Here is a 22,847-nt window from a genome sequence, read left to right as displayed (position 1 = left end):
GTCATTCCTGCTTTTAAAAATAAGGATCATCCTAAGTAGACAATCCTTTGAAAATATAGAATTCAAACAGCTGTGAGAGTTCGGCTTTTCCGAGTGGCTTGTGCTTTTTCTCCCAGTCAAATATAAGTGCGATATAAAGCTTCATCATGATGAAAGCAGTTATTTCCGGATCGCATTCCTTAATTTCACCTTTTTTGATCGCTAGAACAACCTTGTCTTTTATGAAATTAAGAATCGCCAGTTCTAATTTTTCCATAACCTCTACAACGGCTGGAGTCCCAATATCCCTTGCTTCCTGGGAAAGTTTGATTGTGAGCTGATGTTGTTTACGGAACTCTAGAAGTCTATACAATGCCCTGTGGACATTTTCATAAAAAGAGTCTGAATGACTTACAGCTTCATTGGCCACTGCTTTCATTTCAATGATCAGCCCGTTAATAATTTCATCGAAAAGTTCTTCTTTATTCTTGAAAAAAGTATAAATGGTACCTTTTCCGACATTAGCCAGCTTTGCTACCTGATCAATCGTTGTTGCCTTGTAGCCATAAAGGGAAAAGGAACTCGTTGCCGCTTCAATAATCTGTTTCCTTCGGTCAATTGCCATCTTATCACCTCTTATTAAATGACCAAATGAGAAAAACGGTCAGTTAGTACGAAATATAATTTATCACATTTGTTTCAAAATCACAAGCTTCTAAAAAATAAAAAACCCTTAAAGGGTTTTTTAAGAATTAGAAATTATACTGTTGATTTCCGCTCCGGTTCAATCAACTGGTGCTAAGAATTAAGCTTTAAGAACGTTAATATTTTTTCTACGGCGGCTTCGCCCTGATCGATGCAATCTGGAAGACCGACTCCTTCATAGGAGCTGCCTGCAACAAATACACCAGGCAATTCGTCAGCAAGGTCGGTTTTCAGGTTTTCAACGCGTTGCTTATGCCCGACTGTGTACTGCGGCATCGCCTCTTTCCAGCGGGATACAACCGCGAAATCGGGCTGTGCCTGGATGTCCATCGTTTTATTCAAGTCTTCAAGTGCGATTTTAATGATTTCATCATCAGAAAGGTCGACGATCGCCTCGTCGCCTGGTCTGCCGACATAAAGACGAAGCAGCACTTTGCCTTCCGGTGTTGTATGCGGCCACTTCTTATGAGTCCATGTACAAGCAGTGATCGTATAATCACTGTTCCTCGAAACAACAAATCCAGTGCCATCGATGTCTTCTTTTATGACACTCTCCGGAAACGCCATTGCCACTGTTGCCACAGATGTAGAAGGCATATCGCGAAATGGTTCAAATAGATGGTCATGATCAGAAAACATATGCAATGCTGCTTCGTGCGGAGCGGATACAAGAATGCTGTCAGCGTCAAGTGTCTCCCCGCTGCTCAATCTCATCCGGTAGCCGTTTTCTTGCTTGCTCACTTTGTCTACTCTGATTCCCTTAAGGACAGAGCCTGGCTCGAGTTTGGCTTCGATCGCATCCACGAAGGATTGCAAGCCTGTCGTCACTGTAAGGAACATCCCTTTTTTCTTTTCCGGTCCGGAGTCAGCAGGTTTGCTCTTTGGAGCAGGGGTGGTTTTTTTCGTGCCAAGAATCAGACTCCCATACTTTTGCTCAACCTTGTAGAATTGCGGAAATGTTGACAGCAGACTCATATTGTCAATGTCTCCTGCATAAATACCTGAGAGCAACGGCTCAATCAAATTCTCGACGACTTCATCTCCTAGCCTGCGGCGGAAAAACTCGCCCAAAGACTGGTCACCTTTTACCTTGGAAGGAGACATGAAAAAGTCACCTGCAGCTCTGAACTTTCCTGGCCATGAAAATAAACCAGTTGTGATGAATGGGCCGATTTGAGTCGGGATGCCCATAACTGCTCCGCCAGGCATTGGATGAAGCTTATCTTTAACAAGTACATATGATTTCCCTGTGCTGTTGTTGACCAGCTTATCGCCAAGACCTACTTCACGTGCAAGGCGCCCTGCGCTTTCCTTCCTTTCCAGGAAGGAATCCGGGCCTCTTTCAATCACATAGCCATCTTTTACATATGTCTGCATTTTCCCGCCAACACGGTGGGAGGCTTCGACTAGCTTCACCTCAAGTGGCAGCTGGCTTTCCCTGGCATGCTTCTGCAGATAGTACGCTGTCGCCAGACCAGTGATGCCCCCGCCTACGATTACAACTTTTTTCTTTTCTGTCACGGTAAATCGCCTTCTTTATATAGTTTTAGCGTGAAGTAGACAGCTTCTTTAAAATCACATCTGCCATCGCGTCAATAAATTCCGGCTCAGCATTCGGCATAGGAGGCCTGTGATAGCTCGCCCCGATTTCATCCGTGACTTTCTTGCATTCATAATCATTGTCATAAAGGACTTCCAGATGGTCAGATACAAAACCCGCAGGCACATACACAAATGCTTTATATCCATGAGCTTCGAACAAGTCGCGTGTCAAGTCCTGTACATCAGGCCCAAGCCAAGGTTCAGGTGTGTTTCCAGCGCTTTGCCAGCCTACCTCGTACTTCTTCACATTCGCATTTCCAGCGATCAAATCCGCTGTTTCTCTTAATTGGTCTGGATATGGGTCTCCCATTTGGAGGATTTTCTCCGGAAGACTATGGGCAGAGACAATCAATACAGCATTCTCTCTCTCATCAGCAGGCATGTCAGAGAATGTCTTTGCAACACGGTCAGACCAGTACTTAACGAATTTCGGCTCATCATACCAGCTCTCAACCGATACAATTTCAGGTCCGCCAAGCTTTGCTGCCTCTTCCTTGGCACGGCCATTATAGGATTTTACGCTGAATGTTGAAAAGTGCGGCGCCAGCACGATACTAACAGCCTCTTCAATGCCATCGTCATGCATTTGCTTTACCGCATCTTCAATAAACGGCTCGATATGCTTAAGGCCAAGATAAAGTTTAAATTCGATTTCTGACTGGATGCTGTTTAAATGCTGCTCGAGTTTTTCGCCTTGTTCAATCGTGATTTTTGCTAGCGGAGAAATGCCTCCGATCGCTTCATAACGCTGTCTTAAGTCCTCAAGCATTTCTGGTGACGGTGTCCGTCCATGTCGGATATGTGTATAGTATCGTTCAATATCTTCTTCTTTGTAAGGTGTGCCGTATGCCATCACCAGTAAACCCATCTTTTTCTTTGTCATGATTGCACCTCTTTTTTCCGGTTTCTAAGCTTTTATTCTGCCAAAAACCAGACTAATTTACCAATTGTAATGCTCGGAAGCAAAAAAGAGACTATCTGCCTAGCTTTGAAGCAGAATACTCATGGACAAAAGCTGTCAGTTTCTTTAATGTCTCAGGGTTTACCGACGGGAATACCCCATGTCCAAGATTGAAAATATAGCCCGGCTGTGCCATGCCCTGGTCGAGGATCGCTTTTGCCTTCTCCTCAATTACTTCCCAAGGTGCAAGCAAAATGGCAGGATCAAGATTGCCCTGGACAGTTTTTTGAATGCCAAGCGCTCGGGCTTCACTTATTTGGAGGCGCCAGTCTAACCCTACAACATCAAGCGGAAGATCGTTCCACTCAAGCGCCAGATGGCTTGCGCCAACGCCAAACATAATTAATGGTACATTTTCTTCCTTTAATGCTGAAAAAATCCTGTTCATGACAGGTTTGATGAAAGTACGGTAATCATGGACATTCAGTGCGCCAACCCATGAATCAAAAATCTGAATTGCTTTCACGCCTGCTTTGATTTGTGATTTTACGTATGTAATCACCATATCGCCCAGCTTATCCATAAGGGCGAACCATGCTTCTGGCTGTGCGTACATGAATGCTTTCGTCTTGTTATAGTTCTTTGAAGGTCCTCCTTCAATCATATAGCTTGCCAATGTGAACGGAGCACCGGAGAACCCAATCAAAGGTACAGACAGTTGTTCTTGAGTAAGGAGCTTAATTGTATCCAGTACGTATGGTATATCAGCTTCAGGATTGATTGAGCCCAGTTTTTCTACATCTGCCAGTGTTTTGACAGGATTGGCAATGACAGGTCCAATACCCGTTTTAATTTCGACATCGACGCCCATAGCCGGCAGCGGTGTCATGATATCCTTATAGAGAATCGCTGCGTCCACGCCGTATTGTTCAACAGGCAGCCTAGTAACATAAGCACATAGCTCAGGCTGATGAGTGATTTCAAATAATGAATATTTTTCCTTGATTGCTCTATATTCAGGCTGTGACCGTCCAGCCTGCCTCATATACCAGACCGGAACGTGATCTGTTTTCTCTCCTCTGGCTGCTTTTAAGAATGTTTCGTTGATTATTTTGCTCATTAGGGGAAATCCACCTTTCAGTAATGTCTGTATTCCATTGTAATATAAATAGATTAAAATAAAAAACACCTATTTTGCGCTATATACACTATATCCTTTTTAATGGCTATTTTCATATAACGTGCTTGAAAATGTCAAAAAATTGACGTTTTCTTGTTTTCAACTTCTCCATAAATGGGAAAATAGACATTATGCTTATGTTTACGCATACTTGATTAGTATAATAGAAGCAACGAAATTATTAAAATGAGGTGAAAAGATGAATGTGTATATAACTTCTGGAACAGCAGACTATCTGCTGAGATTCAAGGAAAAGCATCCCGGAGAAACCTTAGTCCTGATGAACAACAATGATTCGGCCATCCTCGTCCATGAGACAGATGGGAATAGTTTGTTCAATGAACCTAGAAGATACGAAGTCATTGATTCTGCAGGTTCCCTTGATCATGCTGGCTTTGCGGTTTTGAACAATATCCCTGTTACGGATGAAGGACGGCCGCTATTTGAAGACCGATTTTTAAACAGGCCGCGAATGATAGAAAACGAACCTGGCTTTGTGGCTATCCGCGTACTTCGCCCATTGTCTTCGAATACTTATACTATTTTGACTGTGTGGAAAAATGAAGGCGCCTTCGAAAATTGGCAAAAATCAAAAGCATACGAACATGCCCATAAAAAACGAGGAACCGAAGCTGGAATAGACAGTGCAAAACCTAATATTTTTGAAAGTGCTTCGTATGTAACGAAGTATTATATTGGAGAATAAGAAAAACGGCAGAGCCTTGAGACGGACATTTTTAATTTGATACTTTTTAAAAAGGGAGTGCGCTTTTGCGCCCTCCCTTTTATGGTTTCTTTATTAACCCGTTCCTGTTCGCGTAAACAGCTGCCTGGGTCCTGTCGGATATCCCCAGTTTGCCAAGGATATTGGAGACATGAGTTTTTACGGTCTTGACTCCTATATATAATTCTTCACTGATTTGCTGATTTGTCATCCCTTCGCCAATACATTTTAATACTTCAAGTTCGCGTTCTGTCAGTTCGTCATGCAGCTTTCGTTCTTGGCCCCGAAGTCTGTCCATCATCCTGTTCGCTACTTTTGGTTCAATGACGGCTTCTCCCCTGGCAGCTTTTTCGATAGCCTTGATGATTTCCGATGCAGTCGCTGTTTTCAGCATATAGCTGAATGCCCCGGCTTCGATGGCCGGAAAAACTTGTTCGTCATCATAGAAGCTTGTGATGATGATGATTTTGCATTCAGGATAGAAGCTCAATATTTCCCTGGTTGCTTCAATCCCAGTGCCATTTTCCATAAGAAGATCCATTAGAACCACATCAGGCCTCGTATCTTTTACTAGGGAAACAGCTTTTTTCCCGCTGTCAGCCTCACCAACAATCACGATTTTAGTTTCTGTTTCCAAATAGGAAATGATCCCTTTTCGAACCATATCGTGGTCGTCTACTACCGCAACACTTATTTTCTCCACTACTCTTCCCTCCTCATAGCCGGTATCCGTATATCAATATATGTTCCTTCTTGCGTTTTTGAACGGATGTTATATGTACCGCCAATTTGTTCACAGCGTTCCCGCATTGTCTTGAGGCCGTAAGATGCCATTCTTTCTTCATGGATGTCAAAGCCTTTCCCGTTGTCCCCGATGTACAGTTGAATATAGCCGCTCTCCTCGGCAAGCAATAATTTCACCTTTGTCGCATCGGCATGTCGGAGGATATTCGAGAGTGCCTCCTGGACAATGCGGAAAATATGCTCTTCCGCTGCATTTGAAAGATTTTCTATTTCATCTACACTCGCTTCGAATGTGAGGCTTGTTTTGTGCTTTAACTCTTGAATCAGTTTTACAATACCTTCACACAAACTCTCGCCGCTTAATTGAACTGGCCGAAGGTGGAGGAGCAGCGCTCTCATTTCACCCTGTGCCTTACCGGCAATCTCCGAAATTTGTTCCAACTGCTTCCTGGCCTTCTCGGGGTCTTGATCGAATAATCTAAGCGAAGCAGAAGACATCATGCTGAGCGCAAACAGCTGCTGGCTGACGACATCATGAAGGTCCCTTGCCAGCCGCTGCCTTTCCTCCATCGTCGCAGCGGCCATCGCTGTTTTAGAAAGCTCTGTCTTTTCTTCCGCAAGCCGCTGAAGTGAATAGACCTGCTCCTGAAGGTATTCCGCAAGCTGGTTCAGCTCCTCAGAAATCAGCCCTATCTCATCTTTTTCATAGGTTGTGATTCTCTCAGTAAATTTGCCTCTGCGTAATGTGGTGATAAACAATAATATGTCGCTAAGACGCCCTTTAATTAAGGAGCTTCCTCTTAAACTGAAATAAATTCCTGCGACAGCGAGGACAATAAAGCAATATAGCCAAAGCCAGAAAGTAAGCGTCGTCGTCAGTCCGCTATCAGGTTCAAGATATAGGTAAATCTGAAGGCCAATAAAGAGAATAAGCGAAGAAATGAAAGACATCATCAAAAATGTTTGCATAAACCATATCCTGATACTGGTCATTTGCTTCATCTTCTCCCCCCTAAACCCTGTCAATCCGGACCGAACCGATTTTAAGCTCAATTGTAATATTTAGTTTCCTGACTGCTTCATCATAATCGTCCGATTTATACGCTATAACGTGTTTGATCTGCTCAGGTGCATAATCGAACAGCTTTACTTCACCAACACTCACCACAGCATTGACCTTAACAGGCACATCTTCCGGAATGAGCATTTTCACCTCACCGACCCAGCCTCTTACCCTGATTGGAGTTTCCCTCTCTGGAATGAAGCCTTTACTGAAATCAATATAGTAGTCGCCAACCATATTGTATAAATCCATCGGTTCAACCGCCCAGTTTTGCTTCTTGAATGCCACCGTCCCTACCGATACTCCCCTGATTTTCTTCAGGGAGTTATGAGCAGAGGCGGGATGGTCATCATTATGTGTCGCAGAAGGAAAATCTGTTTGATAGATCACTTTTATTTTACTTTTCCTGAACAGCATGCTGATTCCAAAATAAATCAAAAGCAAGGGCCATAGCTTCCATATGTCCAGAAAATGAAAAGAGAGCATTCCTAACCGGTCCGTAATCAGCAATGAAGAAAAAATTAAGATGAAAGATCCCCATCCATACTGCCGCTTCAATATTTCCACCAATCCGTACAAAAACAATCCAAAAGGATAGGTTACGACAAAAAGCTCTTTTATTTCCAAGGAAATGACACCAAGGTTGACGAGTAAAAGAATAATACCGAGACCTGATAATAAGACAGCCAAAGCCACCTGATTCATTGAACGATTTCGCAAGAGCTTTCCCTTCTTTCTTCCCACTCTTATCTCTATTTCTTTTTCGGATGAAAAAAACCTCTTTTTACTTATTTTAACGGATTAATAACTTCCATTCGACCCGCTGGAGTAGCTTTTCTGCTCCGTCTCAAGACGGAGAAAAATAATATTCTGTACCTCTCACAACTTTCCGTGTTCATCATATCCTGTAGTACTCAATTAGGAAATTTGCCTATAATCCGCAAAAATGGCAAGAAGGCTGGAGTTTAAGAAAGGAGAAATTTTTATGGCAATAGAGTTAACGGCACTTCATTGGATATATGTATTATTTATTTTTTTGATCATCGGCTTCATGGTCATGAAAAGAGATACAACTTTTATATCCATCATCGGTATATTTTTATTGGCCGTGGTTGCTACTGGATCGTTGAGCGGATCGGTCAGCAGCATATTTAATAGCTTCATTTACGCGATTACTGAGCTTTTGCCTACTATTCTCGTTATTTCAATCATTGTGGCGATGAGCCGGACATTGACGGTAACCGGAATAAACGATGCGATGATCTCGCCTTTCGCAAAACTGATCAGGACACCAGCATTGGCTTATTGGACGATCGGAATTCTTATGATGGTGATCTCCTGGTTTTTCTGGCCTTCTCCGGCAGTTGCATTAATGGGAGCTGTACTTTTGCCTGTAGCCGTACGTGTCGGCCTGCCGGCGTTAGGGGTAGCAGTTGCGATGAACCTCTTCGGGCACGGAATCGCACTCTCAGGTGACTTCGTCATCCAGGCTGCGCCAAAATTGACTGCAGATGCTGCTGGCATTCCTGTCAGTTCTGTCGTGCAGGCAAGTATCCCGCTTGTCATTGTGATGGGGGCAGTAACAACGGTGACCGCTTTTTATTTGTTAAAAAGAGATATGAAAAACGGCAAGCTTAAAGCCGGAGATTCTATCGTAACTGAAATCGCAAAAACTAGTGATCCTGGCTTGCTGTCTGATGGAGCAAAAAAGTTTTTCGCCCTGCTGATCCCTATCTTGTTTGCCGCAGATGTAGCAGCCATGTCAATCCTCAATTTACAGGGCGGTGACGCTACAGCTCTTGTTGGCGGAACATCGGTTTTCATCCTATTGCTCATTTCGCTTGCCGCACATAAAGGAAAAGGACTTGAAAAAACGACCAGTTACCTTATTGAAGGATTCCAGTTTGGGTTCAAGGTTTTCGGCCCCGTCATCCCGATTGCTGCGTTCTTCTATCTTGGCGATTCCGGTTTCACTAAGATCATTGGGGAGTTTCTGCCTAAAACCTCAGCAGGTATTGTCAATGACCTAGGTGTTGCGTTAGCTTCTGTTGTGCCGCTAAGCGCTGAAGTCGGTGCTGTTACGCTGACAGCAGTCGGAGCAATTACCGGGCTTGACGGATCTGGTTTTTCAGGAATCTCCCTCGCCGGATCGGTCGCAACCATCTTTTCAACTGCGATAGGTGCCGGGGCGGCTACCTTGACTGCCCTCGGGCAGATAGCTGCCATTTGGGTTGGCGGCGGAACCCTCGTTCCATGGGCACTGATACCTGCAGCTGCGATTTGCGGTGTCGATCCATTTGAACTTGCCAGGAGGAACTTGCTTCCTGTCACAATCGGCCTTGCAGTGACTACGATTGTCGCGATGTTCCTCATATAGAGGATGACAAACTTTCTTTAAAAATGGCTCTATTCGTAAACTTCGTTGCATTCACAGCCAAAAGTAAAGATCGGCATTTGGATTTTAACGAGTTTTAAAGAATCCTCCACGAAAAGAGCTCGAAGTCAAAAAAATACGAGATGAATATTTGGCTCAACAATCTATGCGAAAACATCCTTAAAAAAATACTGGGGTTCTCTCAGACTCCATTTATATATGAAGCTTCCAATCCGGGGGCTTCTTTTTGCTGTCTAAGAAATATTTTTAACCTATCAATATATCAATGTTATAATTATTAAAATTATCAAATTACTTTTACGCGAGGAGATGAATCATTTGCAGGATCAGCTTTTTAGAAAAATAGAGAACCTTTATCATGAAATGGTCGAAATCCGCAGATTTATGCACCAACATCCAGAATTGTCTTTCCAGGAAGTAAACACGGCAAATTATATCCAGTCCTTTTATGAAAAGCTGGGAGTAGAAGTACGGGGAAATGTTGGCGGCAATGGTGTAGTTGCAAAGATTTATGGCTCCAAGCCGGGAAAAACGGTCGCCCTCAGAGCTGACTTTGACGCCCTGCCGATCCAAGACGAAAAAGATGTACCATATAAATCACTTGTTCCAGGTGTGATGCATGCCTGTGGCCATGATGGACATACAGCTACATTATTGGTGCTTGTGAAAGTTCTCTATGAGGCAAGGGAGAATCTCAATGGGACGTACGTGATGATTCACCAGCATGCCGAGGAGTATGCTCCTGGCGGGGCCATCTCCATGATTGAAGATGGCTGTCTCGATGGTGTGGACGTAATTTTCGGAACCCATTTATGGGCCACTGAGTCGACAGGAACCATCCAATACCGGATTGGACCAATCATGGCGGCGGCAGATCGTTTTGAGGTTGCCATCCAGGGCAAAGGCGGCCATGGAGCCCAGCCGCATAAAACAAAGGATGCAATTGTTGCCGGGGCGCAGCTAGTGACCAACCTTCAGCAAATTGTCAGCAGGCGCGTGAATCCTGTTGATTCGGCTGTTGTGACCGTTGGCTCTTTCGTTGCGGAAAATGCTTTTAACGTAATTGCTGATAAGGCAAAGCTAATCGGGACAGTCAGGACCTTCAACGAAACAACCAGGGATTTCATCGCATCCGAAATCGAAAAAGTTGTCCAAGGTACATGCCTTGCTACAGATTGCTCCTATGAATATCTTTATGAAAAAGGCTATCCAGCCGTTGTGAACCATGCAGCAGAAACCGAATTCCTGATTGATTGCGCCTCTAAAGTGCCAGAAGTGAAAAAGGTTGAAGAAAGCGAGCCGCAAATGGGGGGCGAAGACTTTGCCTATTACCTGCAGCATGTGAAAGGAACCTTTTTCTTCACGGGAGCAAAACCGGAAATGTCAGGTTCATATCCACACCATCACCCTAAGTTCGACTTTAATGAAAAAGCAATGGTGATCGCAGCGAAAACTCTGTGTGCAGCAGCGATTCATTATCAATCACAAGAGCACCCTAGCTACGAAAAACGGGAGACACTGGCTTAACTGAAATATACAAAATGCAAGCCTTCGATAATTTGTTTGCTGTAAGCCCCTCTTCTCCCGGGGCTTACTTTTTTTCGGGCTACACCCAAGAGAGCGATAAAAAGTATGCCTGACTTCAATACAGATCAGCTTCCCTTTTACCCAAATCACCGAAATACGCGAAAATGGGGCAATGCAACGGCTTTCCTTTTACCCAAATCCACAAAACATGCGAAAATGGGGGCAATGCAACAGTTTTCCTTTTACCCAAATTCACGTAACATGCGAAAATGAGGCAATGCAGCGGCTTTCCTTTTACCCAAATTCACGAAACATGCGAAAATGGGGCAATGCAACGGCTTTCCTTTTACCCAAATCGCAAAAAACACCCCTGCACATCAAATCTGCGGGGGTGTTTGCAATATTCTCAGCCTGTAGGCATTCATGGCGGTTTCCCCTAGCTGGTCGAGGAGATTGTAATTGGCATAGGCTCCAACAACCGCTCCGATCCCAGGCATAAGCTGCAGCATTTTAACAAAATCAATATAATCCCTGTACTCCTGCTGGAACTCCTGCCAATCCAATTCCATCAGTCTGGCCTTCTGTTCCTCCCAATTTTCAATCACATCCAAAGTTTCCTTTCGTTTCTCATCACTTGAGAAAGCAAGCTGGAAAACATAAAGAATGAACAGCCTTTCTTCGTATTTTGAAGGGTCGTAGCCATAAACCGAAGCAGCCTCAAAGAGAAACTTCATTTTTATTGATAAAAGCAGCGGAAAGTCGGCCATTCCTAGCAAGAAGCCTCCTGCTCCCGTACCTGCACCTTCTACAGCAGCCGTTTTCCTGAATCCGGCAAGCTTCTTTTGAAGGAGCTCATCTTTTTCGGCCAAGGTCAGCCCTGTCCCTTGATGTTTTTTCGTTGCAAGATTCGAACCTGCTAGTGTGGCCTTGACCATATTCTTAATGCTTTCCGTAAGTATTTGATGGACCTTTTCCGGAATCAGCTGATTGACTTTCGTCTGTGCTTTCTTGGAGGCACGCGCCAAAATGCCGGACCGTTTTTTTAACTTGCGCTTCCATTCAAGAACTTCTTCATATACCTTAAGCTCGTAGTCCTTCAATGCATCTCACTCCTTGTTGATACTATTACGGTGCAAACGGAAAAATAGATTCAAAAAAATCCTTTTCATGAAAGCAAAATGGCTTTACGAAAAGGATTCCAGATTACGACTTAAGCTTATTCTGGCTGTAAAAATAAACAAAGAACAATGAAAAGGCTATACCAGCAGCAAGCAATATTGCTCCAAGCAGCCAATCTCCTTTTAACAGGACGATTGCCGCATAAATGACCGACTGGAATATCAATATCCTCGAAAGCAGGCTAGTGAACGATTGTCTTCTATCTTTTTCAGGTATAGGATACAAATCGATCCAAAGTTTATGCTGGTGATGGTTCCATAACGGCAGCAATTGGAAACCTGTCAAATATAGGAACAACAGTGCGGTCAAAATCTGGCCAGGGCCATAGGTGAAAAAGTAGAGCGCCGCACCGCCGATCAAAGTCAGCCTCACAAGCAAACCAAAGTAGTCCCCAGCCCTTGCAAAAGTACGCATATAAAGGTGGCTGTATACGCGGTCCTGCTTGTAGGGAATTGACTTGAACAGCCAGTCAAGCCACCTTCTCCTTTTCGTGCGGTCCCGCAATTTCGGAACATCCGTGAACATATTCGCTACGCGGTAAAATGAATTCATCCGCCTTTCCTCATCTTCAATCAACTGCTCCCACTTAAGCCCTTTGTCCTTTATCTGCTTTTTATAATAAACATGAAGCAGTAAGAGAATAGCTGCTGAAATCACCGTAAAAAACAGCTGGGCCCCAGCAAAAAGGAAGTACAGAAGGACCGCATTGATAGAGAAGCGAATCAACATATCGGTTATTTTCACGCTTGTCTCAATAAAATATTGAACGTTCCATCTAATCAATATATTCAGCCATTTTAAAAGAACGAGTGTGACAAGCAGAACGAAAAATGATTTAAAATCTGCTCCATGCACCTTTACATGAAGCGGCATCAGGACAGCCAATACCATGAGCAATAAATATGACTGTAGGCTTAGACTAAATATTATCGATTTCCTGAAATACTCCGCAAGCCTTGTTTCAAGCGGCAGCAGGAAAATTTTATCTGCCTCTGTCAAAAACGTCTGGATTGGGCTATAAGTCAGCACGGCGGCAAGCACCAGCGCCATAATCCAGGCAGCTGGAAAATCCGGCTGCAGCGTTTTGATCCACTCTTGATAGTAAAAAGCGGCCGTACCAATCAAGAAAAGCACGACAATCACTAAATGACCATTGAAGATATACCGTAAATAGCTTCCCGTTTCCTTTGCAAAAATACCGAAACGTTCTTTCCATAAGTCCTGAGGATTAAACATAGTCTTCTTCCTTTGTCAGCTGGATATACAAATCGTCCAGTGTAGCTCCTGGCATCGAGAACTGTTCACGCAGCTCTTCAAGCGTGCCTTGTGCCCTTACCTCTCCATTATGCAGAATGACAAAACGGTCGCAATATCTTTCGGCAGTGGCAAGGATGTGGGTCGACATCAAGATGCCTGCCCCGCTTTCCTTCATCTTGTTCATCAAATCAAGCAATGATTGGATACCAAGCGGATCGAGGCCTACAAAAGGTTCATCAACAATATAGAGGGACGGTTGTACAAGGAATGCACACATAATCATCACCTTTTGTTTCATACCTTTTGAAAAATGAGCGGGAAACCATTTTAGCCTCTTGCTCATCCGGAACTCTTTTAACAATGCTTCTATCCTTAGCCTGTACTCTTTTTCCTCAAGGCCATAAGCCATCGCAGTTATTCTAAGGTGTTCCTCAAGCGTCAATTCATCGTAAAGAATAGGCGTCTCTGGGACAAACGTGAATTGCTTCCTGTATTCTTCCCTGTCTTCGATGAAGGTCTTGCCATTAATCTTAATTTCACCTTGATGAGGCTCCATTAGTCCAATGACATGCTTGATCGTCGTACTTTTACCCGCCCCATTCAGCCCAATCAATCCTACAATTTCGTTTGGATTGACGGTAAAGCTAACATTTTTCAAAACCGGATTTCTTGTATATCCTCCGGTCACTTGATTAATTTCCAATAATGACATAGCCAACGCCCTTCCGATACAAATTTCCTGTATAGTTATTTTAACAAAACCACATCGTTTAGGAAAATCAGCAACTTTTCTTGAAATCTTTTTGCATATTACTTGCTTATCCGGGCATCATAATCTTTGAAGGGGAACAAGCATTAATTCGAAATGAGGTGTCTGTAAAAGACATATTATTCGATTTATAAACACACTGATTTCATCGTTCAAATAAGGGGATGGTTGCATTGCGCTACGTAAATGTTAACCCAGCCGTTCAGTAACATCACTCCACATTTTGAAATGAGGTGTGTGTCGCAGATCACTTCTCCGCTTTATAAGTTGTGAAACCGACTAAAGCAGACAGGGGATGGTCCGATTGAACCAGGTATTGAATAACCCATCATTTATCTAAATTCAAATGAATTTAAAATGAGGTGTTTATCAAAGGTATACCTGCTGAGAACGCAAATGAACAGTAGTTAGTTCCCCCTTCAGGGACAGGATTCCATGCGGATCCTGTCCTTTCTTTCTTTATGTTTATTGGCAAAATGTGATAAAATACCAGAAACATAATCCATGAAAGGGTGAAATAAATGAGTGATTGTATTTTTTGTAAAATAATCAATGGAGAGATTCCTTCAGCAAAGGTATATGAGGATGAGCATGTTCTTGCTTTCCTGGATATCAGCCAGGTAACGAAGGGGCATACACTTGTCATTCCTAAGGTACATAAAGAGAACGTTTATGAATTAACTGATGAGATAGCCGCCAACGTATTCACAGCTGTTCCTAAAATTGCCCAGGCAATCAAGTCATCGTATGACCCGATTGGCTTGAATGTATTGCAAAACAATGGCGAAGCAGCCGGCCAGTCTGTCTTCCACTTCCACATGCATTTAATTCCACGCTACGGACAAGGCGATGGGTTTGGAGCAGTATGGAAAACACACCAGGATGAATACACACATGACGATTACAAGAAAATCGCAGCAGAAATCCATAGCAAGATCTAAACTTCCGCATTGCGGAAGTTTTTTTATTTGCGCAAAGATTGGAAAGCCCTATCTGGACATTGTCACGGCTTTAGTTTTTTTTGAAATATCTAATAAAAGTCTTCTTTTGGACATTTTGGCAAGCTCGTCTCCTCGAAATGTCTAATAATCCCTTCTTCTTGGACATTTTGGGCTGCTCGTCCCCTCAAAATGTCTAATAAACCCTTCTTCTTGGACATTTTGGCAAGCTCGTCCCCTCACAATGTCTAATAAACCCTTCTTCTTGGACATTTTGGCAAGCTCGTCTCCTCAATATGTCCAATAACACCCTTCTTCTTGGACACTTTGGCAAGCTCGTCTCCTCAATATGTCTAATAACACCTGCTCACTGGACATATTTACAGCTACATAATCAACAAAGCCAGTAGAAATTCGCTACTAAAATTTAATTTTTCTGAAAACATTAGAATTCACTTTGTTTTTCTGTTAGCATGATTATAACTTTAGTTCATTAATGAATGACCGTATTTTGATTTCGGGGGGATGAAGATGAAACGAGCCTATAATTTTAACGCTGGTCCTGCCTCTTTACCTGTGGCAGTGCTCGAAAAAGCAAAAAAAGAGATGATGAATTATCAAGGAAGCGGCATGGCTGTAATGGAATTAAGCCATCGCAGCAAGGAGTTCGAAGAGATTAATGAGCGGACAAAAAAATTATTGAGTAAACTTCTCAGCATTCCTGATGATTATGAAATTTTGTTTTTACAGGGAGGAGCCAGCCTGCAGTTTTCGATGGTACCGATGAATCTGCTCGAGAACAGCACCACTGCTAGCTATGTCCTTACCGGCACATGGTCAGAAAAGGCTTTAAAGGAGGCAAAGAAAATCGGAAATGCAATTGAAGCAGCTTCCACAAAACATAACAATTACAAATCAATTCCCAGCCTGACTGAAATCGACGTAAAAGAAGATGTTGCCTACCTCCACATCACAACGAATAATACAATCTTCGGGACACAGTGGCATTCTCTTCCTGAAGGGATGCCAGTTCCTCTGGTAGCAGACATGTCCAGTGATATCCTGAGCAGGCCGCTGAACATATCTTCGTACGGTTTAATCTATGCTGGTGCCCAGAAAAATCTCGGTCCTTCCGGTGTTACTGTAGTCATAATTCAGAAGGACTTGCTTAAACGTTCAAGGAAGGACCTCCCTTCGATGCTTAATTACCAGGTCCATGCTTCTTCACAGTCTCTTTATAACACCCCGCCAACTTTATCTGTATATTTCCTGATGCTGGTCCTTGAATGGGCAGAGGCGTTGGGAGGCGTTGAAGAGCTCGAAAGAATGAACAAGGAAAAAGCAGCATTATTATACGATACAATCGACCAAAGTGGAGGTTTCTATACCGGCCATGCTGAAAAAGATAGCCGTTCCCTCATGAATGTTACGTTCACTTTAGGAAGTGATGAGCTAACAGCTTCATTCCTCCAGGAAGCTGAGGAATTAGGTTTTATCGGCCTTGCTGGCCATAGATCGGTTGGTGGCTGCAGAGCTTCAATTTATAATGCCGTCCCACTGGAGCATGTTGAAAAACTGGTTAAATTCATGAGTGATTTCAGGCTCAGAAATTAACAGAATATAATCCTTTACTGGATTATGATATATGTTATAATTGTACCAAGCTTTTCGCTGCAGGCACAGAGAGCACTGCAGGAGGAGTACTAGTTTGCTAGAATAGCAGAGGAGAGATGAGAAATGAATACGAAGAATCTTGTAGCCTTATCACTTTTAGTGGGGATGGGAGCAGTCTTGCATGCCGTTGTGCCAGGTTTTTTCCTTGGAATGAAGCCCGATATGATGCTTGTCATGATGTTTCTAGGGATAATTCTTTTTCCTGACAAGAAGAGTGTTTTTTTAGTTGGAGCCGTAACTGGATTGATTTCTGGATTAACTACTACTTTTCCAGGAGGATTGGTTCCAAATATCATCGATAAACCTGTAACAGCGTTTGTCTTTTTTGGAATCCTGCTTGCGTTGAAAAAATTCAATTTTTCCATTTATACCGCAGCTGGCCTGACAGCACTCGGAACAATCGTGTCCGGGATCGTATTCCTGGGTTCAGCTTACTTCATTGTTGGCCTGCCTGGACCGTTCACTGCCTTGTTCGCAGCAGTTGTTCTTCCTGCAGCAGCATTCAATACAGTATTTATGGCTATCCTATATCCAGTGGCAGCCAATATTTTCAAAAGAGCAAAACTTGCAGAAGTTAATTAGATAGTAAAAGCCCCTGTTCTATAGAGAACAGGGGCTTTATTTTTCTTTAGGAAATTAAAAAATTATTTAGTTGTGAATAACCTCATGTAGTATTCTTAATCCAGCTCCAGCGCCTAGCCCCTCGAGTCGCTTCGGTCCGCCCAATGAAGTCAAAGAACGACTTCACCGGTCGGCCCTCCAGCGCTTGTCGGGGCTGAACGAGGCGCTTGCGCTTTTTGTTCTTTCCCATTACTGAAACGTGAAAAAAATAATTCCAATCAATAAAAATATCGCTCCTCCTCCCGCAAGCGATCCCGCCCTTTTTCGCAGAAGCGCCTTTGGTGGATACATACCCGGTTTATTTAACGCAAGGAGATTATGGACCGCCCCAACAAAGAAAGCAATGCTTAAAAGGAATATAATGCTTGTAAAAATCCCCATTCCCCTCCTCTCCTTCCTGAACACTATTCCTTACATTATCTTTATGCTGTAAATTTAAGGCTATGAAGCTTAAAACGTTTAATTGCCCGAGAATAGGAAATTAAATATAGAAGGAAAGAGGAATTTAAATCCTTTTGGAGAACATATACAGAAAATGATGAGGTGGTCAAATATGAAGTCAAAATCATTATTGATGGGATTCTTGGTTGGCGGAGTTGCTGCTGGAGTAGCTACCCTTTTAACAGCCCCTAATCCCGGATATCAAACAAGAGGCATCCTGAAGGCAAACAAAGATGAATTCATTGGATCGATAAAAGACGTAAAAGAAGCTGCTGTGGAACTGAAGGATTCAGTAGCCTACGCATCAAAGGAAGGAAAAGCAGTGATTCAATCCTTCGTTACTGATGTAAAAACCGCAATCTATAAATGGCAGCTTCACACGGAAGGTAACAAAAACGAACTTCAGAAAGATGTAAAAGAGCTTGAGGAATCCATCAAGGAACTTGAAACAGAGCTTGCCGCTTCCAGTTCAAAGTAAAAACAAAGGCGCAAGCGCCTGCAGCCCCTAAAAAACGCTGCAGGTTCCACGGCAGCTGCATCGGCTGAAATGCAGCTGCCGTGATGGGTAAAACACCGAAGCTGGATTAGATTAAATAACACCACTTATTAAGACATTCCATTGATTATTGAATCCTTCCTCAACAGTAATTTTTTTCACTGGGAAGGATTTTCCTTTTTTATCAAGAAAGATATATTATGCAAATGCCATTTTTATTATGACAATTAAATATTTACATAATTTCAACCCGACTTTAGATGGAATTTTACAAATTCAAAAAATTTTGTAAATTTATATCTTTATTAATTTTTGTTTTATTGGCATAATGAAAATAGAAACAATAAAGTAGGTGAATTTGAGAATGGGAGATAAAAATTATTCTATGAAAGAAGCAATGATGTTTAGCCAGAGAGTTGCCCAGTTAAGCAAGGCCCTTTGGAAGTCGGTCGAAAAAGATTGGCAGCAGTGGATTAAACCATTCGACCTTAATATCAATGAACACCATATTTTGTGGATTGCTTATCATTTGAATGGAGCTTCTATTTCCGATGTAGCAAAATTCGGGGTTATGCACGTTTCCACTGCTTTCAACTTTTCAAAAAAGCTTGAGGAAAGGGGCTATTTGAAGTTTTCGAAGAAGGAAAGCGACAAAAGGAATACTTACATCAAGCTTACTGAAGAGGGCGAGGGTATTTTACTGGCTTTGATGGAAAGCTATGAACCTGATAAAAATGCTGTCTTTTCAGGTGCGATGCCATTGAAGGAGCTTTATGGAAAATTCCCGGATATTATTGAAATCATGGCGATTGTCCGTAATATTTACGGCGATGATTTCATGGAAATCTTTGAAAAGTCTTTTTCAAATATAGACAACAAGTTTACTGATGAAGACGGTACGCTCAAAAAAATAGATCCAGTCGAAAAGGAGTATGCTTAATCAGCCATCTACTTTTAAACTCCGTCATATGAGGAAGGAATAACCCCTGGGACTCACAAGCATTGATCACTTCCTCTGGCTGCAGTTTAGGCTGGACTACAGCTGAAAACTTCTTAAAAGCGGATGTAAATACATATACCCTTCCGCTTTTGTTCTTTCATTATCATGCTCATTTCCTCACAAGTTTTGAGAATTCTCCCTGCCTCTTCCTATACTCAGCCGCTAAAACAGGCCCTTAGTTCCTGAAACTATTTTTAAAAGCAATTTTTGGTGAAATTCCATCAGGTTAATTTTAACCAGAGGTTATTCTTAATTCACTTAATCTACCCCAATGAGCATAGATCTGCAAAGTACAGCTTACAATTCTGCTGAATTATGTACAATCATTAGGCAGCGACTTTTGAGGGTTATAAAAAACTATCTTTTTCTTAAAATATTTGTTATTGTATTTAAGATAAAAAGATTGATTAGGAGGGATTCTTCGATGATCTCCATTTTATTCGTGTTTGTACTTTTTGCTGTCTTTATTCTTTTCTTTATAAATAAGCTTACTGATACCCTCTGTATCCAGAAAGAGATACCAGAAGACAAACATGCTAAAATTTTCAGGACGATCAATATTTTGGTTACAATCTTGCTTATTTCTTCTTTCATTGAAATTTTGTATACGTGACTACATAAATTAAGCGGTGAGGCTAACCTCACCGCTTTTTATATTTGTTCTGCTTCCCGCTTCCGGTCGCAGAGCCCATTATCCACTAAAGGATTACATCGAGTAATGCAGCATCTACTGCTTACAGCCAAGATGCACCGATGATAATCAAAAGAATGAACAAGACGACAACTAAAGCAAAGCCGCTGCCAAAACCAGAGTGTCCTCCAGACATATGGAATCCTCCTTTCTTTTTACATTTCTATTCTTGGCCGTTTTTTTAAAAATACAGGGGGCCGACTGTCCCCCTATATATGTCAGTTAATTAAAGCCAAGCTGCACCCACAATGATTAACAGAATGAATAACACGACAATTAATGCGAAGCCGCCGCCGTATCCTGCACCCATATTAACACCTCCTTCCAAAGTGGTAAGATATCTTATTCAACTACGTTCATTTACGCATAGGCATTTATCCTGCTTTATATCCTTTTTGTGGATCAGCAGAATGAAGCTCCCACGATAATCAGCAAAATGAACAAGACAACAATTAAAGCAAATCCGGAATTATATTGGCTCATAATAAATTACCTCCTTTTTTCTCTTCCCTACATCCTATGCACAAGAGCGGAGACGGTATAGATATATGCCCATATCAAGGCACACCCAAAAAAATCCAGTATATAATTTTTGTAGAAAATTGAAATTATGTTATAGTAGACTTTGTGGATTAAAAAAGACCACTAGAATTTTCTGTTTAGGAGATGTTCACCATGAAAAAAATGATTATATCCCTCTCGATTGCTGCCGGAGTTATCGGGTTAAGCGCATGCAGTGGAGATAATGGCGATTCATCAGAAGTAATTGTTGAATCCAAAGCCGGTAATATCACTAAAGAAGAACTTTATGAATCAATGAAGGAAAAATACGGAGAGCAGGCACTTCAGGAAATGTTGTACCAGAAGGTCCTTGCCAAGAACTATAAAGTGACTGACGAAGAAGTTGACAAAAAAGTTGCTGAGCTTAAAGCAGAACTTGGAGATAACTTCGAACTAGTTCTACAGCAGAACCAGCTCAAAGATGAGAATGAATTGAAGAAAGTCCTTAAAGACCAGCTTCTAATGGAAAAAGCTGCACTTAAAGATGTAAAAGTATCCGAAGAAGAAGTCAAGAAGCGCTACGAGGAGTACAAGCCTGAAATCAAGGCAAGCCATATTCTTGTAGAAGATGAAAAGACTGCGCAGGAAGTCAAGAAAAAGCTTGACGCTGGAGCAAAGTTTGAAGACTTAGCGAAAGAATATTCAAAAGATCCTGGTTCAGCCGCACAGGGCGGAGACCTTGGTTTCTTCGGACCTGGCAAAATGGTTCCTGAATTCGAAGAAGCTGCTTACGCGCTGGAAGTGAACAAAATCAGTGAACCTGTTAAATCACAGCATGGCTTCCACATTATCAAGGTGACTGAGAAGAAAGAAAAAGAGTCATACGATAAGATGAAAGACGAATTAGAGTATGAATTAAAGCTTGCACAGCTTGACGCTACTAAGATCCAAGAGGTTCTTGAGCGTGAACTAAAAGCAGCTGGCGTTGAAATTAAAGATAAAGACCTTAAAGGGGCAACAGAGTTCCCAGAAGCACAAGCACCTACACAGCCTTAATAAGAAAAGCGCATGCGCCTTGGTCATGGGATTATAGGCGTCACACCATAAACGAAAAAAACACTGACTCCATTCCGGAGCCAGTGTTTTTTTATGCTTCCATCGACCGTTCACGCTGTTCTTTTTCCCTTTCGAGCCTCTTCATATAAAGCTCACCCTCACGTTCAATGCTTTCCATTTCTTGTTCCCTTTCTTCTTTTCCTGTTTTCACTGCCATGAAAGCACTGAATACGATTCCTGCTGCGACTGCTATTACCCAGATTGGAATTGACATTGTTTTATACCCTCCAGTTAAAGGTTGTCCAAATTGAACTCTTACAAGTATTAATATGAATCAAGCTGGAGATTATTCCCCTGCAGGAAAAAAAGTTAAAAAGCAAAGAAGCCATCCACAATGGAACGGCTTCTGTATAGCATTATTTATGGAAAACCGGTTTGTAAAAAGAACGGTTATCGAGAGCAAAAACTCTTTCGGAAAACTCTCCAGGCTTTACGCGTGCCAGCGCACGGTCAAGCATGTTCATTTTTGCATCGAGATTATCGATATAATGGAGAATTTCCGCTTCTTTGATCAGCGGTGGTTTCGGGCTGCCCCATTCAGCTTTGCCATGGTGGGACAGTACCATATGCTGAAGGATCACTACCTCCTCGCCACCGATGCCCAATTCCTCGGCAGCTTTGCCAATTTCATTCACCATGATGGATATATGGCCAAGCAAATTGCCCTCAACTGTATAGGTTGTTGAGATCGGACCGGAAAGTTCAAAGACTTTGCCAAGGTCATGCAGGATGACTCCGGCATACAAAAGATCTTTATCAAGGCTCGGATAAAGTGAAGCAATTGATTTTGCCAGGTCAAGCATCGAGACAACATGATAAGCAAGGCCGGACACAAATTCATGGTGATTTTTTGTTGCGGCAGGATATTCCATGAATGCCTGCTGATGCTTCTTTAAAAGATGCCTTGTAATTCGCTGGATATTAGGATTTTTCATATCAAAGATATATTGTGTAAGCTTGCTGCTCATTTCGTCCTGGCTGACCGGGGCCGTCTCCAGGAAATCAGCAAGTTTTACAGAGTCAGCTGCGGAAGCAGGCCGGATTTGCCTTATTTTCAATTGGTTACGCCCGCGGTAGTTCTGGATATCTCCCAGGATCTTTACGATATTTTCAGCAGAGTAGATGCTTTCATCCCCCTCGGAAACATCCCAAAGCTTTGCTTCTATCTCACCGCTCTGGTCTTGAAGGATTAATGTCAAAAACGGTTTACCATTGCTGGCAATACCTTTTGATGAGTGCTTGATCAGCAAAAACAATTCTACCTGGTCACCTGTTTCGTGATTTAATATTCCTTTATTCATCTCTAACCGACCTCTCCTCTCTGCATCAGTATAACATACAGAG

25 protein-coding genes and 1 pseudogene are annotated in these 22,847 nt (G+C 42.4%); 10 read left to right on the top strand and 16 right to left on the bottom strand.

The window, feature by feature from the left end; translation table 11 throughout:
• Nucleotides 1-31: 31 nt before the first annotated feature.
• From M3204_RS00805 to hemE, 4 genes are all read right to left on the bottom strand, one after another.
• On the bottom strand, nucleotides 32-604 hold the full coding sequence (locus tag M3204_RS00805; RefSeq protein WP_251477163.1) for a TetR/AcrR family transcriptional regulator: 573 nt from the start codon (nucleotides 602-604) through the stop codon (nucleotides 32-34).
• A 173-nt stretch (nucleotides 605-777) separates the two neighbouring features.
• A complete protein-coding gene (hemY, locus tag M3204_RS00800; RefSeq protein WP_251477160.1) occupies nucleotides 778-2,205 on the bottom strand; it encodes a protoporphyrinogen oxidase in 1,428 nt (475 codons plus the stop codon).
• Between the two features lie 25 nt (nucleotides 2,206-2,230).
• Entirely contained in the window at nucleotides 2,231-3,169 is a 939-nt protein-coding gene (gene hemH, locus M3204_RS00795; protein WP_251477157.1) for a ferrochelatase, read from the bottom strand.
• A gap of 91 nt (nucleotides 3,170-3,260) precedes the next feature.
• Complete coding sequence (gene hemE / locus M3204_RS00790) at nucleotides 3,261-4,307, bottom strand: uroporphyrinogen decarboxylase (RefSeq protein ID WP_251477154.1); 1,047 nt, start codon at nucleotides 4,305-4,307, stop codon at nucleotides 3,261-3,263.
• A 259-nt stretch (nucleotides 4,308-4,566) separates the two neighbouring features.
• Here hemE and M3204_RS00785 point away from each other — a divergent pair, with 259 nt between their 5' ends.
• Nucleotides 4,567-5,073, top strand: coding sequence for an antibiotic biosynthesis monooxygenase family protein (locus tag M3204_RS00785; protein WP_251477150.1), 507 nt, complete (start codon nucleotides 4,567-4,569; stop codon nucleotides 5,071-5,073).
• Nucleotides 5,074-5,152: 79 nt separating this feature from the next.
• On the opposite strand, the gene M3204_RS00780 is transcribed toward M3204_RS00785, so the two are convergent.
• From M3204_RS00780 to liaF, 3 genes are read right to left on the bottom strand one after another with little or no spacing between them, the layout of a single operon-like run.
• Nucleotides 5,153-5,794 (bottom strand): response regulator transcription factor, encoded by a 642-nt coding sequence (locus M3204_RS00780; protein ID WP_353056020.1) that lies wholly within the window; start codon nucleotides 5,792-5,794, stop codon nucleotides 5,153-5,155.
• Entirely contained in the window at nucleotides 5,794-6,837 is a 1,044-nt protein-coding gene (locus M3204_RS00775; protein ID WP_251477148.1) for a sensor histidine kinase, read from the bottom strand. Before M3204_RS00775 ends, M3204_RS00780 begins: the two co-directional genes overlap by 1 nt.
• 10 nt (nucleotides 6,838-6,847) lie before the next feature.
• Nucleotides 6,848-7,618 (bottom strand): cell wall-active antibiotics response protein LiaF, encoded by a 771-nt coding sequence (liaF, locus tag M3204_RS00770; RefSeq protein WP_251477145.1) that lies wholly within the window; start codon nucleotides 7,616-7,618, stop codon nucleotides 6,848-6,850.
• A 265-nt stretch (nucleotides 7,619-7,883) separates the two neighbouring features.
• On the opposite strand from liaF, the gene M3204_RS00765 reads away from it, so the two are divergent.
• Both M3204_RS00765 and M3204_RS00760 read left to right on the top strand, forming a co-directional pair.
• Nucleotides 7,884-9,275, top strand: coding sequence for a hypothetical protein (locus M3204_RS00765; protein ID WP_251477142.1), 1,392 nt, complete (start codon nucleotides 7,884-7,886; stop codon nucleotides 9,273-9,275).
• A gap of 336 nt (nucleotides 9,276-9,611) precedes the next feature.
• Nucleotides 9,612-10,820: a M20 family metallopeptidase gene (locus M3204_RS00760; RefSeq protein ID WP_285856864.1), complete on the top strand. Its 1,209-nt coding sequence runs from the start codon at nucleotides 9,612-9,614 to the stop codon at nucleotides 10,818-10,820.
• A gap of 377 nt (nucleotides 10,821-11,197) precedes the next feature.
• Here the strand turns inward: M3204_RS00760 and M3204_RS00755 are convergent, their stop codons facing one another.
• The 3 genes from M3204_RS00755 to M3204_RS00745 all read right to left on the bottom strand — a co-directional run bounded on the left by M3204_RS00755 (nucleotide 11,198) and on the right by M3204_RS00745 (nucleotide 13,968).
• Nucleotides 11,198-11,920 (bottom strand): EcsC family protein, encoded by a 723-nt coding sequence (locus M3204_RS00755; protein ID WP_251477137.1) that lies wholly within the window; start codon nucleotides 11,918-11,920, stop codon nucleotides 11,198-11,200.
• 103 nt (nucleotides 11,921-12,023) lie between these two features.
• Nucleotides 12,024-13,235 carry an ABC transporter permease gene (locus M3204_RS00750; RefSeq protein WP_251477134.1) on the bottom strand — a complete coding sequence of 404 codons (1,212 nt, stop codon included), beginning with the start codon at nucleotides 13,233-13,235 and terminating at the stop codon, nucleotides 12,024-12,026.
• A complete protein-coding gene (locus tag M3204_RS00745; RefSeq protein ID WP_251477131.1) occupies nucleotides 13,228-13,968 on the bottom strand; it encodes an ABC transporter ATP-binding protein in 741 nt (246 codons plus the stop codon). Before M3204_RS00745 ends, M3204_RS00750 begins: the two co-directional genes overlap by 8 nt.
• 578 nt (nucleotides 13,969-14,546) lie before the next feature.
• Between M3204_RS00745 and M3204_RS00740 the strand changes: the two genes are divergently transcribed.
• The 5 genes from M3204_RS00740 to M3204_RS00720 all read left to right on the top strand — a co-directional run bounded on the left by M3204_RS00740 (nucleotide 14,547) and on the right by M3204_RS00720 (nucleotide 19,135).
• Nucleotides 14,547-14,966 (top strand): HIT family protein, encoded by a 420-nt coding sequence (locus M3204_RS00740; protein WP_251477128.1) that lies wholly within the window; start codon nucleotides 14,547-14,549, stop codon nucleotides 14,964-14,966.
• 528 nt (nucleotides 14,967-15,494) lie between these two features.
• Nucleotides 15,495-16,577 (top strand): 3-phosphoserine/phosphohydroxythreonine transaminase, encoded by a 1,083-nt coding sequence (gene serC / locus M3204_RS00735; RefSeq protein ID WP_251477123.1) that lies wholly within the window; start codon nucleotides 15,495-15,497, stop codon nucleotides 16,575-16,577.
• Between the two features lie 123 nt (nucleotides 16,578-16,700).
• Nucleotides 16,701-17,219, top strand: coding sequence for a tryptophan transporter (locus tag M3204_RS00730; protein WP_251477119.1), 519 nt, complete (start codon nucleotides 16,701-16,703; stop codon nucleotides 17,217-17,219).
• A gap of 592 nt (nucleotides 17,220-17,811) precedes the next feature.
• Entirely contained in the window at nucleotides 17,812-18,177 is a 366-nt protein-coding gene (locus M3204_RS00725; RefSeq protein WP_251477116.1) for a YtxH domain-containing protein, read from the top strand.
• A 382-nt stretch (nucleotides 18,178-18,559) separates the two neighbouring features.
• Nucleotides 18,560-19,135, top strand: a complete 576-nt coding sequence (locus M3204_RS00720) for an HTH-type transcriptional regulator Hpr (protein ID WP_251477113.1) — start codon at nucleotides 18,560-18,562, stop codon at nucleotides 19,133-19,135.
• On the opposite strand, the pseudogene M3204_RS23835 reads toward M3204_RS00720, so the two are convergent.
• Nucleotides 19,098-19,274: pseudogene (locus M3204_RS23835) on the bottom strand (DUF1878 family protein); the annotation flags it as partial. The gene M3204_RS00720 and the pseudogene M3204_RS23835 sit on opposite strands and share 38 nt — an antisense overlap.
• 345 nt (nucleotides 19,275-19,619) lie before the next feature.
• Between M3204_RS23835 and M3204_RS00715 the strand changes: the two are divergent.
• Nucleotides 19,620-19,808, top strand: a complete 189-nt coding sequence (locus tag M3204_RS00715; RefSeq protein WP_285856865.1) for a hypothetical protein — start codon at nucleotides 19,620-19,622, stop codon at nucleotides 19,806-19,808.
• 121 nt (nucleotides 19,809-19,929) lie between these two features.
• On the opposite strand, the gene M3204_RS00710 is transcribed toward M3204_RS00715, so the two are convergent.
• From M3204_RS00710 to M3204_RS00700, 3 genes are all read right to left on the bottom strand, one after another.
• A complete protein-coding gene (locus M3204_RS00710; protein WP_251477109.1) occupies nucleotides 19,930-20,022 on the bottom strand; it encodes a YjcZ family sporulation protein in 93 nt (30 codons plus the stop codon).
• 90 nt (nucleotides 20,023-20,112) lie between these two features.
• Nucleotides 20,113-20,196, bottom strand: coding sequence for a YjcZ family sporulation protein (locus tag M3204_RS00705; RefSeq protein ID WP_064503397.1), 84 nt, complete (start codon nucleotides 20,194-20,196; stop codon nucleotides 20,113-20,115).
• A gap of 92 nt (nucleotides 20,197-20,288) precedes the next feature.
• Nucleotides 20,289-20,369, bottom strand: coding sequence for a YjcZ family sporulation protein (locus tag M3204_RS00700; RefSeq protein ID WP_251478083.1), 81 nt, complete (start codon nucleotides 20,367-20,369; stop codon nucleotides 20,289-20,291).
• Nucleotides 20,370-20,561: 192 nt separating this feature from the next.
• On the opposite strand from M3204_RS00700, the gene M3204_RS00695 reads away from it, so the two are divergent.
• Nucleotides 20,562-21,443: a peptidylprolyl isomerase gene (locus tag M3204_RS00695; protein ID WP_251477106.1), complete on the top strand. Its 882-nt coding sequence runs from the start codon at nucleotides 20,562-20,564 to the stop codon at nucleotides 21,441-21,443.
• A 91-nt stretch (nucleotides 21,444-21,534) separates the two neighbouring features.
• Here M3204_RS00695 and M3204_RS00690 read toward each other — a convergent pair whose 3' ends face one another.
• Nucleotides 21,535-21,717, bottom strand: coding sequence for a sporulation YhaL family protein (locus M3204_RS00690; protein ID WP_251477103.1), 183 nt, complete (start codon nucleotides 21,715-21,717; stop codon nucleotides 21,535-21,537).
• A 142-nt stretch (nucleotides 21,718-21,859) separates the two neighbouring features.
• Nucleotides 21,860-22,804, bottom strand: a complete 945-nt coding sequence (gene yhaM / locus M3204_RS00685) for a 3'-5' exoribonuclease YhaM (protein WP_251477100.1) — start codon at nucleotides 22,802-22,804, stop codon at nucleotides 21,860-21,862.
• Nucleotides 22,805-22,847: the final 43 nt, after the last annotated feature.

Source organism: Mesobacillus subterraneus (assembly GCF_023715485.1).
Lineage (GTDB): Bacteria > Bacillota > Bacilli > Bacillales > Cytobacillaceae > Mesobacillus > Mesobacillus subterraneus_B.
This window is presented reverse-complemented; position numbering and strand designations above follow the sequence as displayed.

Coding starts and splice junctions, on each gene's coding strand:
- M3204_RS00805 (WP_251477163.1), bottom strand. CDS start 604: ATGGCAATTGACCGAAGGAAACAGATTATTGAAGCGGCAACGAGTTCC.
- hemH (WP_251477157.1), bottom strand. CDS start 3,169: ATGACAAAGAAAAAGATGGGTTTACTGGTGATGGCATACGGCACACCT.
- hemE (WP_251477154.1), bottom strand. CDS start 4,307: ATGAGCAAAATAATCAACGAAACATTCTTAAAAGCAGCCAGAGGAGAG.
- M3204_RS00785 (WP_251477150.1), top strand. CDS start 4,567: ATGAATGTGTATATAACTTCTGGAACAGCAGACTATCTGCTGAGATTC.
- M3204_RS00775 (WP_251477148.1), bottom strand. CDS start 6,837: ATGAAGCAAATGACCAGTATCAGGATATGGTTTATGCAAACATTTTTG.
- M3204_RS00765 (WP_251477142.1), top strand. CDS start 7,884: ATGGCAATAGAGTTAACGGCACTTCATTGGATATATGTATTATTTATT.
- M3204_RS00750 (WP_251477134.1), bottom strand. CDS start 13,235: ATGTTTAATCCTCAGGACTTATGGAAAGAACGTTTCGGTATTTTTGCA.
- M3204_RS00745 (WP_251477131.1), bottom strand. CDS start 13,968: ATGTCATTATTGGAAATTAATCAAGTGACCGGAGGATATACAAGAAAT.
- M3204_RS00740 (WP_251477128.1), top strand. CDS start 14,547: ATGAGTGATTGTATTTTTTGTAAAATAATCAATGGAGAGATTCCTTCA.
- serC (WP_251477123.1), top strand. CDS start 15,495: ATGAAACGAGCCTATAATTTTAACGCTGGTCCTGCCTCTTTACCTGTG.
- M3204_RS00730 (WP_251477119.1), top strand. CDS start 16,701: ATGAATACGAAGAATCTTGTAGCCTTATCACTTTTAGTGGGGATGGGA.
- M3204_RS00725 (WP_251477116.1), top strand. CDS start 17,812: ATGAAGTCAAAATCATTATTGATGGGATTCTTGGTTGGCGGAGTTGCT.
- M3204_RS00720 (WP_251477113.1), top strand. CDS start 18,560: ATGGGAGATAAAAATTATTCTATGAAAGAAGCAATGATGTTTAGCCAG.
- M3204_RS00715 (WP_285856865.1), top strand. CDS start 19,620: ATGATCTCCATTTTATTCGTGTTTGTACTTTTTGCTGTCTTTATTCTT.
- M3204_RS00710 (WP_251477109.1), bottom strand. CDS start 20,022: ATGTCTGGAGGACACTCTGGTTTTGGCAGCGGCTTTGCTTTAGTTGTC.
- M3204_RS00705 (WP_064503397.1), bottom strand. CDS start 20,196: ATGGGTGCAGGATACGGCGGCGGCTTCGCATTAATTGTCGTGTTATTC.
- M3204_RS00700 (WP_251478083.1), bottom strand. CDS start 20,369: ATGAGCCAATATAATTCCGGATTTGCTTTAATTGTTGTCTTGTTCATT.
- M3204_RS00695 (WP_251477106.1), top strand. CDS start 20,562: ATGAAAAAAATGATTATATCCCTCTCGATTGCTGCCGGAGTTATCGGG.
- M3204_RS00690 (WP_251477103.1), bottom strand. CDS start 21,717: ATGTCAATTCCAATCTGGGTAATAGCAGTCGCAGCAGGAATCGTATTC.
- yhaM (WP_251477100.1), bottom strand. CDS start 22,804: ATGAATAAAGGAATATTAAATCACGAAACAGGTGACCAGGTAGAATTG.